The following is a 13,380-nucleotide window of genomic DNA, read 5'->3' as shown; positions in this document are numbered from 1 at the left end:
GGCGGGGGCGCCTCACTGGAAATCGACATGCCCAGCCTCGACATCGCGACCAGCAGCCTGCTCTCTCCCATGACCCTGTGCTTCCTGCTCGGGGTTCTCTCGGTCGCCTTGCGCAGCGACCTGGCCGTTCCCGAGCCCCTTTCACGCTTCCTCGCTATCTATCTGATGCTCGCGATCGGCCTGAAGGGCGGTGCCGAGTTGAATTCCGGCAGCCCTGTCTCCATCCCCTTGCTCCTGGCGGGTACGGGGATCGCGCTGGTCGTTCCGCTCTGGATTTTCGCCGCGGCGCGGCGGCTTGCCGGCTTCTCTGTGCCGGATGCCGCATCGCTGGCTGCCCATTACGGCTCGGTCTCGGCTGTCACCTTCATCGCGGCCTTGGCCTATCTCAATCTCGTCGGAATCGCCCCCGAACCGGGAGCGACTGCGCTGCTCGCGGTGATGGAGGTGCCGGCGATCCTCGTCGCGATCGCGCTGGCACGTTTGGCCGGCGGCTCGGCCGGTTCGCTCTGGCCCGTGCTGACGACGATACTCTCGCGCAAGAGCATCGTTCTGCTGATTGGAGGCCTCGCGATCGGCGCCATCGTCGGTCCTGCCGGCATCGCGCCGGTCAGGCCGCTCTTCGACGACCTGTTCCGTGGGTTGCTGTGCCTCTTCCTGCTCGATCTCGGCATTCAGGTTGCCCGCAGTACGAGCGCGATCCGGAGCGCCGCGCTGGCGCTCGTCGGCTTCGGCCTCGTCGCTCCGCTGGCCAATGCCGGGCTCGGCCTCGTCGTGGCCAAGTTGCTCGGGCTGTCGGTGGGCGGCTCCGTCGTTCTGGCGACGCTGGCGGCGAGCGCCTCCTACATCGTCGCTCCGGCGGCCATACGGTCGGCCCTGCCGGAGGCCGACGGCACGCCGGCGCTCGCGGCCGCCCTCGCGGTGACGTTTCCCTTCAACCTGATCGTCGGCCTGCCGCTCTACACTGCCCTGGCCCGTCTCCTTCAGGCCTGAGCCGGCGAGGCCATGGGCAGGGGCTCAGCATGGCTGACCAGCCGGCAGACATCCGGGCGTGCCTGCCTGACCGCCCGCTCGATCGCGTCGACGGCGTGGTGCACGGCGGCGACGTCGAGTCCGCCCTCGGCTCGGCAGTGATAGTTGACGACGAGGCCGTTGCGGGTCTCGCGCACGCGCACGCTGTGGATGTCGCGGATCGGTCCGCCGGACTCGGCAGCGCGCGCCGCCTCCTGCGCGATCGCCTTGCCGATCGCCTCGACGGTTTCCCAGGCGGCGTTGTGGCCGCTCGGCTGGCTGGTCTCCATCGGCTCGATATGGGTCTCGACCTCGGTCTCGCGCCCGAATTCGTCGCGGATCGCCCGTTCCAGCCGCGTCGCGATCTCGTGCGCCTCGGACAGCGGCAGGCCGGCATCGACCTCCATGTCGAGCGAGACTGAGAGGCGCTCGCCGATCGAGTGGACGCTGACATGGTGCACCGGCACCTTCATCTTGAGCGCGATCAGCAGGACGCGCTCCAGCACCGTCTCGTCGTCGACCTGTACCGGATTGGCCGTGACTGTGATTTCGGCATTGGGCTCGGCGACTGCCAGCGCCGCCAGCAGTTCGGACTTGATTGCGGTGACGCGGTCGAGCGGCAAGGTGCGCGAGACCAGGATGCCGATCTCGCCCTGGACCTGCCCGCCGGCCGGGCGCAGCTTCAGCCATTCGACCCCGACCACGCCCGGCACTTCGCTGGCGGCCTGGCGCAGGCGCTCCGAGAGCCCCTTGGGCGCTGCATCGATCAGCGTGTCGATGGTCCGCCGGCCGAGCCGGAAGGCGGTGAGGATCATGTAGAGCGCGAGGCCGAGCGCCGTCGCGCTGTCGGCCATCGGTACGCCCATCCGCGACAGCACGAGGCCGGCGAGCACCAGCGCCGTGCCGACGAAATCTGTGGCGAAATGCGTCGCCTCGGCGGCGAGCGCCTCGCTGCGGGTGTCGCGCGCGACCGTGGTCAGGGCCCGCCAGCGCGTCGCGTCGACCATCAGCGAGAACAGGAGCACGCCGACGACCAGTGCGGTCACCTCGACCGGGGGCTCCGTTCCGGCGCGCAGGCGGTTGATCGCTTCCCAGAGAATCGCGCCCGAGAGCCCGAACAGGATCGCGGTCTCGAGCAGCGCTGCCAGCGCCTCGACCTTGCCATGACCGTAATGATGCTCGTCATCGGCCGGCTTGTCGGCGGCGCGCACCGCGAACCAGGTGAACAGGGTCGAGCCAATGTCGATCAGACCCTGCAGCGCGTCAGTCAACAGCGCCAGCGAGCCCGAAACCAGCGCCGCCGCGAATTTCGCCAGCGTCAGCAGCACGCTGGCGGCGACCGAGAGCGCCGCTGCCCGCTGCTTGATCCGCGACACCTCGGCCGAAGCGGCCGCTGTCGGCATGCGATCCTGCGTGTCGGTCATGGTAAGTCCGCGTGAGCCCTCTTGGCGAATGGCGGGTTTGGCCCGATCTATCGGCCAGATCAACCCTGGGAGAAGAGCCGTGAGATATCTCCACACCATGGTGCGCGTCACCGACCTCGATGCCGCACTCGATTTCTACGTGACCAAGTTCGGTCTCGTCGAAACCCGCCGCATGGAGAACGAGAAGGGGCGGTTCACGCTCGTCTTTCTCGCCGCGCCGGACGATGCGCCCAACGTGAAGGAGCAGGGTAGTCGTGGCCGGCCGACCCTGGAGCTGACCCATAACTGGGATCCGGAGGTCTACACCGGCGGGCGCAATTTCGGTCACCTCGCCTACGAGGTCGACGACATCTATGCGACCTGCGACAAGCTGATGAAGGCCGGCATCACCATCAACCGGCCGCCGCGCGACGGTAACATGGCCTTCATCCGCTCGCCCGACAACATCTCGATCGAACTGCTCCAGAAGGGCGAGCCCAAGCCGCCGGCCGAGCCGTGGCTGAGCATGCCCAACACCGGCGTCTGGTGAGCGGGGGGCGCCTGATTGTGGGCTGATATGCTCCCTGATATCATCTGATGATATCAGGGGGGCTCGCATGGGCATTCTGGTGCGCGACGAGAAGATCGACAGGCAGGTGCGGGAGCTCGCGAGGCTGTCCGGCACGAGCTTGCAAGGGGCTATCGGGCTTGCCGTCGAAAATGAGCTCAGACGGCGTGAAGAACGTCGCGTGCGGGTCGAGGAAGCGACGCGCAAGGCCCAGGAGATGTTGGCCGGGCATCCCATCGTCGACGACGGCATGACGCATAAGGAATTCTTCGATCGCGAATACGGTGACGCGTGATGTTCCTCGATGCGTCCGTGATACTCGCCAATCTGCTGGAAGAGCCTGAAGCGGTCGCGTTCAGAGCGTCGCTGGCGGAAGAAGGCGGGCATGCAACCTCCGCTATCGCCATGTTCGAGGCGTCGACTCGGCTTGCTGTGGTCAAGCGTTTGACCATCGACCGAGCTTATGAGGTCGTCTGTGCCTTCATCGATGGTGCCGGGGTGACGGTTATGCCGATCGGCCCGGAGGTGGGGGGCGCAGCACATGCTTGCGCTGCCCGCTATCATCACGTCTCGGGCCATCCGGCCCGTCTCAACATGGGCGATTGTTTCGCCTATGCGGCGGCGCTGACGTCGGGCCTCAAGCTCGCCTACAAGGGCAATGATTTCGTCCACACGGATATCGACGGCATCCGCTTCGGAGCCTGACAGTCCCAGCGGAGCTATCCGACCTTGAACAAAGCTCTCTTCGGCCATCTCGACGACGGCACGCCGATCCATGAGGCGGTTCTGCATTCGCCCGGCGGCGCCGAGGCCAGGGTGATGGAATGGGGCGCGGTGCTGCGCGACCTTGTCGTGCCGCTGCCCGACGGCCGCCGCCAGCGCGTCGTGCTCGGCTTCCCGGATTTCGCGGACTACCCCGCGCATTCGCCGCATATGGGGGCGATCGCCGGGCGCTTCGCCAACCGCATCGGCCATGGCCGCTTCATGCTCGACGGGGTGTCCCATCGCACGCCGCTGAACCAGGGCGGCAAGCACTCGCTGCATGGTGGCGGCCAGGGTTTCGGCAAGCGGCCCTGGACCATGATCCAGCACGACGAGGCCAGCGTGACGCTGGCGCTGGTCTCGGCCGATGGCGATGCCGGCTATCCCGGCACACTGCGGGTCTGGTGCCGCTACGCTCTGGTCGACGGCGCGACCCTGCGCCTCGAGCTCTCGGCCACCACCGATGCGCCGACCATCGTCAATCTCGCCCATCACTCCTATTTCCGGCTCGATGACGGGCCCGATATCCTCGACCATGAGCTCGAAGTCCGTGCCAACCTGACGACGCCGGTCGATGCCGACCTGATCCCCGATGGCTCGCTCGCCGATGTCGCCGCCACGCCCTTCGATTTCCGGAAGACCCGGCCGGTCCGATTCGCCAACCCGGATGGCAGCCGCTTCTGGTACGACCACAACTTCATCCTGCGCCGCGACCGGCGTGAGCCGGCCGCTGGCGGGCTCGAACTCGCCCATGCCGCGACGCTGCGCTCCCGGCGTTCGGGGCTTTCCATGGAGGTCTGGACAAGCGAGCCGGCGCTGCAGGTCTATGACGGCGCCAAGCTCGCCACCCCGGTGCCGGGGCTGGACGGTGTTGCCTATGGCCCCAATGCCGGGATAGCGCTGGAACCGCAGCATGTGCCGGATTCGCCGAACCTGCCGCATTTTCCCTCAACGGTGCTGCGGCCGGGCGAGGTCTATCGCCAGCTCAGTGAATTCAGGTTCGGAGTCTGAGCTTCATGGCCGGCGTCTTCTGTCTTGGTATCGCGACCCTGGACTATGTCTACAGCGTCTCGCATGTCCCTAGCCCCGGCGAGAAAGATCGGGCGCGCGACCTCGTCGTCACCGGCGGCGGCTGCGCCGGCAGCGGCTCGGTCGCGATTTCGCGTTCGGGCGGCAAGGCCTGGCTCGCGACCCGGCTGGGCGACGACCTGACCGGCGACGCGATCCTGGCGGATCTGCACGCCGAGGGCGTCGATACCTCCTATTCGCATCGCTTTGCCGGGTTGCGCTCGCCGGTTTCCTCGATCCTGATCGATGCGCAGGGCGAGCGCATGGTGGTGTCCTACACCGACCCCCGGACCCCGCTGGAGCCGGACTGGCTGCCGGCGGCGCTGCCGGCCGGCGCGGATGCAGTGCTGGTCGATACGCGCTGGGGCGAGGGCTCGCTCGCGGCGTTGAAGATGGCGCGGGCGGCGGGCGTGCCCGGCGTGATCGACGGCGACCGCCAGCCGACCCATCCCGAAATGGTCACGACTGCGAGCCATGTCGCCTATAGCGAGAAGGCGCTCACCGAGATCTGCGGCGCGGGCGATCCGCGCGAAGCCCTGGCCGGACTGGCGCACGAGGCTAAGAACTGGCTCGCCGTCACGCTCGGCCATCGCGGCGTGCTTTTCATGGAGAATGGCGGCATTGCCCATCTGCCGGCCTTCCCGATCGCGGCGGTGGATACGCTCGGCGCGGGCGATGTCTGGCATGGCGCCTTCGCGCTCGCGCTCGCCGAAGGGCAGAGCGAGCGGGCGGCGGTGCGCTTCGCCTCGGCGGTTGCGGCGATCAAGTGCGCCCGCTTCGGTGGTCGGGCCGGCACGCCGAAGCGCGACGAGGTCGAACGCTTCCTGGCGGCCCATCCCTGATTGCCTGCGCGCTGGGCGGTTCTGCTTTTTATTTAGGCAGCGCTCGGCCGGCCTCCTCTTGCCGGCAAAATCGTTGCGAGAAACACTGCGGCCCTCTGCCAGAGCCGGCCTGCCATGTATGCTCCCGCGCTGCCCTTGCCCGTCGATCCGCTGCTGCCGGACTATGTCCGCGCCAGCGGCGGCGTCCGGCTGCGCTTCGGCGCAGTGGGGGCACGCACCATGCGCCTGGAAGTCGCCGAGAGCGGCGGCTATCGCGCCCGTTTCCCGACAAGCCATGACGGGCGTTGCGAGGCGGTGCTGATCAACACCGCCGGCGGCATGGCCGGCGGCGACCGTGCCCGGACGCAGATCGCGCTCGACCCCGGGGCGCACGCCGTCGTCACCACCCAGGCGGCCGAGAAGATCTATCGCAGCCAGGGCTCCGATACCCATGTCGATACGGAGATCGCCGTCGCTTCGGGGGCGGACCTCGCCTGGCTGCCGCAGGAGACGATCCTGTTCTCGGGCGCGCGGCTGGCGCGCAGCCTGAGCGTCGATCTCGCCGCGGATTCGCGCTTCATCGCCTGCGAGACGCTCTATTTCGGCCGCGCCGCCATGGGCGAGACCCTGCTGCATGGCTCGTTGCGCGATCGCTGGCGTATCAGGCGGGAGGGCCGGCTGGTCTTCGCCGAGGATTTGCGTCTCGAAGGCGCGATCGAGGAGACCTTGCGCCGCAAGGCGGTGGGGCAGGGCGCGCGCGCTGTCTCGACCGTGCTCGCCACGTCTCCCGGGCGGCTCGACGAGATCAGGGCGATCCTGGCGGAGGAAACTGCCTTTGTCGACGTCGAGGCGGCCGCCGGCGCGCATGAAGGCTTCCTCCTGGTCCGCCTCCTCGGCGGCGATGCGCAGGCCTTGCGTCGCGCCCTCGTCATGCTGCTCGGGCATCTGACCCAGCGTGCGCTGCCGCGCACCTGGTCAATCTGAGGAGTTGCAGCATGCTGCCGATCCAGGGTCTGAAATGCGTCTATGATACCGGCTCCCGCGGCTGGGCGATCGAACTCGCGCTGAAGGCGGAAGACGAGGTCCTTTCCCGCCGCTTCGATGTCGATGGTCCCGAAGATGCCGAGATGCTGATCGAGGCTTTTGAGGAATCGACTGCCAGCAGCTTCGATCCGGAGAGTGGCGAGATCGTCTTCGCCTATGAATATGCCTCGCTCGACGAGGTGGATGAGGATGAGTTGGAAGACGACGCCGAGGAGTCCGAGGACGACGAGGCCGAGGATGACGAAGACGAGGAACAGGCAGAGAAGGCCAACGCATGAACCTGACGCCGCGCGAGAAGGATAAGCTGCTCATCGCCATGGCCGCCATCGTGGCAAGGCGCAGGCTCGAGCGCGGCGTCAAGCTCAACCATCCCGAGGCCGTCGCGCTGATCACCGACTTCGTCGTCGAGGGCGCGCGCGACGGCAGATCTGTCGCCGAGCTGATGGAGGCCGGCGCGCATGTCCTCACCGCCGATCAGGTCATGGACGGCATCGCCGAGATGCTGCACGACGTGCAGGTCGAGGCGACCTTCCCGGACGGCACAAAGCTCGTCACCGTGCACGAGCCGATCCGCGGTTCCGCCGGCCGCCTGAAGCCGGGGGAGGTCACGACGCTACCGGGCGACCTCATCCTCAACGAGGGCCGCGAAAGCCTGACGCTGACCGTCGCCAATACCGGCGACCGGCCGATCCAGGTCGGTTCGCATTATCATTTCTTCGAGGCCAATCCGGCGCTCGCCTTCGAGCGCGACAAGGCGAGAGGCTTCCGGCTCGACATTCCCGCCGGTACGGCGGTGCGCTTCGAGCCCGGCCAGACGCGCGAGGTCAGGCTGGTCGCGCTCGCCGGCAAGCGCGAGGTCTATGGCTTCCGCCAGGAGGTGATGGGTAAGCTGTAGCTGCGGAAAACGAATGGCGGAGCCAGCCGATGACCGAAGCAGCAGACGTGCAGCCCTCCCATCTTCCAGCGAACGGCAAAAAGAAATACGGCATTTGCGCGATCTCCGGCGCCGAGACACCGCGCAAGAACCTGGTCTCGCTGGAGACGCTGCGCCCTTCGCTGACCGAGCGTATCCTCGCCGACTTTCCGCAACTGACCGAGCACAGCCTGATCTCGCGCACCGAGCTGGCGCGCTATCGCACGCGCTATGTCGAGGAGATCCTGCGCGAGGAGCACGGCGAATACTCCGATCTCGACCGCGAAGTCGTCGAGAGCATCGCGCGGCAGGATACGATCGCGAGCGACACCGACGACGAGTTCGACGAGAAGCGCAGCTTCGGCGAGCGCGTCTCGGACGGGCTCGCCAGCTTTGGCGGCTCCTGGGCCTTCCTGATCAGCTTCGGCTGCGTGCTGGTGGTCTGGATGCTCGTCAATATCGCAGAGGGACCGGGAGCCTTCGACGCCTATCCCTTCATCCTGCTCAATCTCGTGCTGTCCTGTATCGCCGCGATCCAGGCCCCGATCATCATGATGAGCCAGAAGCGCCAGGAGCAGAAGGACCGCGCCCGCTCATCCAACGATTACCAGGTCAATCTCAAGGCCGAGCTTGAAATCCGGCATCTGCACGAGAAGATCGACCATCTCATCACCAAGCAGTGGCAGCGCCTCGCCGAAATCCAGCAGGTCCAGCTCGAGATGATGCAGGAGACGCAGCGCGACCAGGCGCGAAAGCTCGCCAAGGCCGCGGCCGGCAAGCGCAAGGGGCCACGCAAGCCGAAAGGCTCCGAGCCGCCCGAACCGGGCACGGCTTCGGCCTGAGAATTGCCAGAGACATCGCAGGACCAGATCGGGAACCGACCATGCCCTTCGCCTTTCCGCGCAATGCCTATGCCGCCATGTTCGGCCCGACCACCGGCGACACGGTGCGTCTCGGCGATACCGAGCTCGTCATCAGGGTCGAGAAGGATTTCACCACCTATGGCGAGGAGGTGAAGTTCGGCGGCGGCAAGGTCATTCGCGACGGCATGGGGCAGTCGCAGGTCCGCAATGCAGACGGGGCGGTCGACACCGTCATCACCAATGCGCTGATCCTCGACCATTGGGGCATCGTGAAGGCCGATATCGGCATCAGGGCCGGCCGCATCTGCGCCATCGGCAAGGCCGGCAATCCCGACATCCAGGACGGCTTCGGCAATTTCGCCCCGGAGGAGACGATCATCGTCGGGCCCGGCACCGAGGTCATCGCCGGCGAGGGCAAGATCGTCACCGCCGGCGGCTTCGACAGCCATATCCACTATATCTGCCCGCAGCAGATCGAGGATGCGCTGATGAGCGGGCTGACCACCATGCTGGGGGGCGGCACCGGCCCGGCCCATGGCACGCTGGCGACGACCTGCACGCCCGGCCCCTGGCATATCGGCCAGATGATCCGCGCCGCCGACGCCTTCGCGATGAACCTCGCCTTCGCCGGCAAGGGCAATGCCGCCGTGCCGGGCTCCCTGATCGAGATGGTCGAGGCCGGCGCCTGCGCCCTCAAGCTCCACGAGGACTGGGGCACGACCCCGGGCGCGATCGACAACTGCCTTTCGGTGGCCGACGAATACGACGTCCAGGTGATGATACATTCGGACACGCTGAACGAGTCAGGGTTCGTCGAGGACACGGTCAAGGCCTTCAAGGGCCGCACTATCCACGCCTTCCACACGGAGGGCGCCGGCGGTGGCCATGCGCCCGACATCATGAAGGTGGCGGGCCTGCCCAATGTCCTGCCCTCGTCGACCAATCCGACCCGGCCTTTCACCGTCAACACGCTCGATGAGCACCTGGACATGCTGATGGTCTGCCATCACCTGTCGCCCTCGATCCCCGAGGACCTCGCCTTCGCCGAGAGCCGCATCCGCAAGGAGACGATCGCCGCGGAGGACATCCTGCACGATCTTGGCGCGCTCTCGATGATGTCCTCGGACTCGCAGGCCATGGGCCGGATCGGCGAGGTCGTGACCCGCACCTGGCAGACCGCCCACAAGATGAAGGTCCAGCGCGGGCCGCTGCCGCAGGATGCCGGCACCGGCGCCGACAATTTCCGCGCCAAGCGCTATGTTGCGAAATACACGATCAACCCGGCGATCTCGCACGGCATCTCGCGCCATATCGGCTCGGTCGAGATTGGCAAGCTCGCGGACCTCGTGATCTGGTCGCCCGCCTTCTTCGGCGCCAAGCCCGATCTCGTGCTGAAGGGCGGCATGATCGCGGCCGCGCCGATGGGCGACCCCAACGCCTCGATCCCGACGCCGCAGCCGGTGCATTACCGGCCGATGTTCGGCGCCTTCGGCAAGGCCGTCAGCACGACCTCGCTGGTCTTCGTCTCGCAGGCGGCGATGGCGAACGGGCTCAAGGGCCGGCTCGGCACGGACAAGGAGATGGTCGCCGTCGAAAACACCCGCGGCGGCATCTCCAAGAAGAGCATGATCCACAACGACGCCACGCCCGATATCCGTATCGACCCCGAGACCTATGCGGTGATCGCGGATGGCGAATTACTGGTCTGCGAACCCGCGAAGGAACTGCCGCTGGCCCAGCGGTACTTCCTGTTCTGAACCTGCGCCTCCGCGCGGAACCTCATCGCCGGCCCGCACGTTTGCCTCCCGTCGCAACAATGGGAGGTCGCCATGGCCAAGTCCAAAGCCGCCGATCCGAAGGGAAGGCAGCCCGAGGCGCTCGCCACCTTCGCCGCCAGTGCCCGCAATGACGGTCGCAAGCCCAAGGAAATCGGCCTGGAGGCGACGAAGGCGACGGCGCCGCTGAAGACCTCGCCGGCGCTGAAGCAGGATGCTGCAACCAAGGTTCTGCGCGAGGGCGTCCTCGGCAGGAATCAGGGTGCCGAGGAGGCGATCGACAAGCTTCCGGATCGCACGCGGCGGCGCTGACCGGGCGGCGAGCCGGCACGGTTGACAGGGCTGGGCTCTTGGCCTTCATCTCGCCGGCTAAGAAAAGTGCCCCTGGAGGAAACCTTGCCAAGTCTTCGTCATGCCCTGGCCACGGCCACGCTGGCCGTCGCCGCCTATGCCGGCCCCGTGGCCGCGCAGGGTCAGGTCACCGTCTATTGCTCGATCCTCGAGGAGCAATGCCGCGAGGGCGCTGCGATCTTCGAGAAGGCGACCGGCATCAAGGTCCAGATGGTCCGCAAGTCGACCGGTGAGGTCTATGCTCAGGTCAAGGCCGAAGCCTCCAACCCGCGTGGCGACGTCTGGTGGGGCGGGCCGGGCGAGCCGCATCTGCAGGCGGCCGAGGAAGGGCTGCTCGACGAGTACAAGTCGCCGAAGCTCGCCGAGCTGCATGACTGGGCGAAGCGCCATGCCGAGCAGTCGAAGTTCCGCACGTCCGGCATTTACCTCGGTGCGCTCGGCATCGGCTACAATCTCGAGACGCTGAAGAGCAAGAAGCTGCCCGAGCCGAAATGCTGGGCCGACCTGCTTGATCCCAAGTTCAAGGACGAGGTCCAGGTCGCAGACCCCAGCTCCTCGGGCACGGCCTATGTCTTCCTCGCGACGACCGTCCAGCGGCTCGGCGAGGAGAAGGGCTTCGAGTTCCTGAAGACCCTGCACAAGAACATCAGCCAGTACACCAAGTCGGGCATCGCACCGGTCAAGGCGACGGCGCTCGGCGAGACCGCGGTCGGCATCGCCTTCATGCACGACATGCTGACGCAGAAGCTGCAGGGCGCGCCGATCGGCATCGTCGCCCCGTGCGAGGGCACCGGCTACGAGACCGGCTCGGTCTCGGTGATCAAGGGCGGCAAGAACCCGGAGGCGGCGCGCAAATTCGTCGACTTCACGCTCTCGCCCGAGGCGCAGGACATCAACGCCAAGCTCAAGATCAACTCGATCCCCTCCAACAAGAACGCCAAGCTCTCGCCGGATGCGCCGAAGTTCGAGGAGATCAAGCTGATCGACTACGACACCCCGCGCTGGGGCAGCCCGGCCGAGCGCTCGCGCCTGCTCAAGAAGTTCGACGACGAGGTGAAGGCGCTGCCGCGCTGATCATTCGCTATTGCCGGTCGCTCGGCGAATGTCATCCCGGGCGACCGCAGGGCGACCTGGGATCCATGCCTGAACCGTTCCGGCATGGATCCCAGATCTGCGCTTCGCTCCGTCCGGGATGACGGCACTTCCTGAATTGCGCGTGAGAACGCTCAGCGCACCGGCGGAGCGTATTGCAGGCCGCCTTGCGTCCAGAGCTTGTTCATGCCGCGGGGCAGGTTGAGCGGCGACTTGGCGCCGAGATGCCGGTCGAAGCTCTCGCCGTAATTGCCGACCGCCTTGACGATGCGGACCACCCAGTCATTGGTCAGCCCGAGGCTCTCGCCGAACTTGCCCTCGGCGCCGAGCAGGCGGCGGATCTCGGGATTGGTCGACTTCACCATCTCGTCGACATTGGCCTGCGTGATCCCGTACTCCTCGGCGTTCATCAGTGCATAGACCGTCCAGCGCACGATATCGAACCAGGCGTCGTCCCCCTGGCGGACCCAGGGGCCGAGCGGCTCCTTCGAGATCATCTCGGGCAGGAGATCGTGGTCGGCCGGGACCTTGAGCTTCATCCGGTTGGCGGCGAGCTGCGAGAGATCGGTAGTGTAGGCGTCGCAGCGTCCGGCCTCATAGGCCTGGATCGTCTCGTCCAGCCCCGCGAAGGCGATGACCTCGTACTTCATGTTGTGGGTGCGGAAATAGTCGGCGAGGTTGAGCTCGGTCGTGGTGCCCTGGGCGACGCAGACCGAAGCGCCGTCGAGCGCCTTCACCTCCTTGACGCCGCTGCTCTTGCGCACCAGGAAGCCCTGGCCGTCGAAGTAATTGATCGCGGTGAAGTTGAGGCCGAAGCCGGCATCGCGGCCGAGCGTCCAGGTCGTGGTCCGCGAGAGCACGTCGATCTCGCCGCTCTGCAGCGCCGTCAGCCGGTCCTTCGAGGCCAGCGATATGTATTTCGCCTTCTCCTGGTCGTTGAAGATCGCAGCCGCCAGCGCCCGGCAGATATCGACGTCGAAGCCGCGCCATTGCCCCTGCGCATCCGGCAGCGAGAAGCCGGCAACGCCGTGGCTCGCGCCGCAGATCAGCTGGCCGCGCTGCTTGATCCGTTCCAGCGTCGTCTGGGCGAAGGCCGCGCCCGTCATGGCGGCGCTCAGCCCGATGCCGGCGAGCACGCCCGCCAGCCTGCGGACGGTTGATGATGAAATCCCGGTCATGTCGGCTTTCCCCTTCAGGTTCTTGTCCTTGCCGATCCGAAAGACCAGGCAGTAGGCCCGGCGATCTAACAGGATCATATCGACGGGCGCCACGGTCATTTATGCGGCTAACGGATTTTCGAGCTTAAGCGGTTGTTAACCATAGCTTTCCGCCTGCCGCATCTGGCCGGGAGGTCGCCGCGTAACCGGCGGACCCGCCAACAGCAGATGGAGACAGCTTCCGCATGTCCGATCCCGTCCTCGTCATCGCCCGCGCCCGTGTCCGACCCGCCGACCGGGCGCGCTTTGTCGCCGCAGCCCATGCTTGCATCGCGGCGACCCGGCAGGAGCAGGGCTGTCTCGGCTTCGACATGCATGAGAGCCTGACCGCGCCCGGCCATTTCATCTGCCTCGAAAGCTGGGAAACCCGTGCGGATGTCGAGCGCCACATGGCCCGGCCGCATCTCAAGGCGTTTCTCGCCGTGGCCGGGGCTTGCGTCAGCGTCGCTCCGGTGATCGAAGTGGTGGAACCGCGATCGGTCGATCGCCTCTGAA

Annotated in this window: 16 protein-coding genes; 14 read left to right on the top strand and 2 right to left on the bottom strand. The window is 66.8% G+C overall.

Translation table 11 applies throughout. The features are described 5' to 3' along the window. The first annotated feature begins 27 nt into the window (after positions 1-27). A complete protein-coding gene (locus DK26_RS08820) occupies positions 28-990 on the top strand; it encodes a sodium-dependent bicarbonate transport family permease (RefSeq protein ID WP_066470693.1) in 963 nt (320 codons plus the stop codon). Here the strand turns inward: DK26_RS08820 and DK26_RS08815 are convergent. Beyond that, on the bottom strand, positions 981-2,432 hold the full coding sequence (locus tag DK26_RS08815) for a cation diffusion facilitator family transporter (RefSeq protein WP_248309908.1): 1,452 nt from the start codon (positions 2,430-2,432) through the stop codon (positions 981-983). The genes DK26_RS08820 and DK26_RS08815 overlap by 10 nt on opposite strands. Before the next feature lie 79 nt (positions 2,433-2,511). Between DK26_RS08815 and DK26_RS08810 the strand changes: the two genes are divergently transcribed. From DK26_RS08810 to DK26_RS08755, 12 genes are all read left to right on the top strand, one after another. After that, positions 2,512-2,961, top strand: coding sequence for a VOC family protein (locus DK26_RS08810; protein WP_066470690.1), 450 nt, complete (start codon positions 2,512-2,514; stop codon positions 2,959-2,961). Between the two features lie 67 nt (positions 2,962-3,028). Continuing rightward, positions 3,029-3,274, top strand: a complete 246-nt coding sequence (locus DK26_RS08805) for a type II toxin-antitoxin system VapB family antitoxin (protein ID WP_066470687.1) — start codon at positions 3,029-3,031, stop codon at positions 3,272-3,274. Then, positions 3,274-3,684 (top strand): type II toxin-antitoxin system VapC family toxin, encoded by a 411-nt coding sequence (locus DK26_RS08800; RefSeq protein ID WP_066470685.1) that lies wholly within the window; start codon positions 3,274-3,276, stop codon positions 3,682-3,684. The genes DK26_RS08805 and DK26_RS08800 overlap by 1 nt, the downstream gene beginning before the upstream one ends. A 24-nt stretch (positions 3,685-3,708) precedes the next feature. Continuing rightward, positions 3,709-4,752: an aldose epimerase family protein gene (locus tag DK26_RS08795; protein WP_066470683.1), complete on the top strand. Its 1,044-nt coding sequence runs from the start codon at positions 3,709-3,711 to the stop codon at positions 4,750-4,752. Positions 4,753-4,757: 5 nt separating this feature from the next. Then, entirely contained in the window at positions 4,758-5,651 is an 894-nt protein-coding gene (locus tag DK26_RS08790) for a sugar kinase (protein WP_066470681.1), read from the top strand. A 114-nt stretch (positions 5,652-5,765) separates the two neighbouring features. Continuing rightward, positions 5,766-6,614 (top strand): urease accessory protein UreD, encoded by an 849-nt coding sequence (locus tag DK26_RS08785; RefSeq protein WP_066470679.1) that lies wholly within the window; start codon positions 5,766-5,768, stop codon positions 6,612-6,614. An 11-nt stretch (positions 6,615-6,625) separates the two neighbouring features. After that, complete coding sequence (locus DK26_RS08780) at positions 6,626-6,952, top strand: hypothetical protein (RefSeq protein ID WP_066470676.1); 327 nt, start codon at positions 6,626-6,628, stop codon at positions 6,950-6,952. Then, a complete protein-coding gene (locus DK26_RS08775) occupies positions 6,949-7,569 on the top strand; it encodes an urease subunit gamma (RefSeq protein ID WP_066470674.1) in 621 nt (206 codons plus the stop codon). Before DK26_RS08780 ends, DK26_RS08775 begins: the two co-directional genes overlap by 4 nt. A 29-nt stretch (positions 7,570-7,598) precedes the next feature. Continuing rightward, a complete protein-coding gene (locus DK26_RS08770; RefSeq protein WP_083533085.1) occupies positions 7,599-8,429 on the top strand; it encodes a DUF1003 domain-containing protein in 831 nt (276 codons plus the stop codon). Between the two features lie 41 nt (positions 8,430-8,470). Beyond that, positions 8,471-10,207 (top strand): urease subunit alpha, encoded by a 1,737-nt coding sequence (gene ureC / locus DK26_RS08765; RefSeq protein WP_066470671.1) that lies wholly within the window; start codon positions 8,471-8,473, stop codon positions 10,205-10,207. A 72-nt stretch (positions 10,208-10,279) separates the two neighbouring features. Next, entirely contained in the window at positions 10,280-10,537 is a 258-nt protein-coding gene (locus DK26_RS08760; protein ID WP_066470669.1) for a hypothetical protein, read from the top strand. A gap of 84 nt (positions 10,538-10,621) precedes the next feature. Next, a complete protein-coding gene (locus DK26_RS08755) occupies positions 10,622-11,650 on the top strand; it encodes an ABC transporter substrate-binding protein (protein ID WP_066470668.1) in 1,029 nt (342 codons plus the stop codon). A gap of 152 nt (positions 11,651-11,802) precedes the next feature. On the opposite strand, the gene DK26_RS08750 is transcribed toward DK26_RS08755, so the two are convergent. Then, the gene (locus DK26_RS08750) at positions 11,803-12,774 is read right to left on the bottom strand and encodes an amino acid ABC transporter substrate-binding protein (protein WP_184231743.1); all 972 of its coding nucleotides are present in this window, start codon (positions 12,772-12,774) and stop codon (positions 11,803-11,805) included. 296 nt (positions 12,775-13,070) lie between these two features. On the opposite strand from DK26_RS08750, the gene DK26_RS08745 reads away from it, so the two are divergent. Then, entirely contained in the window at positions 13,071-13,379 is a 309-nt protein-coding gene (locus DK26_RS08745) for a putative quinol monooxygenase (RefSeq protein WP_066470667.1), read from the top strand. Position 13,380 lies beyond the last annotated feature (1 nt).

This window comes from Allobosea sp. WAO (assembly GCF_001509835.1).
Classification (GTDB): Bacteria; Pseudomonadota; Alphaproteobacteria; order Rhizobiales; family Beijerinckiaceae; genus Allobosea.
Note: the sequence above shows the minus strand (reverse complement) of the source record. Positions and strands in the feature narration are given on the sequence as shown.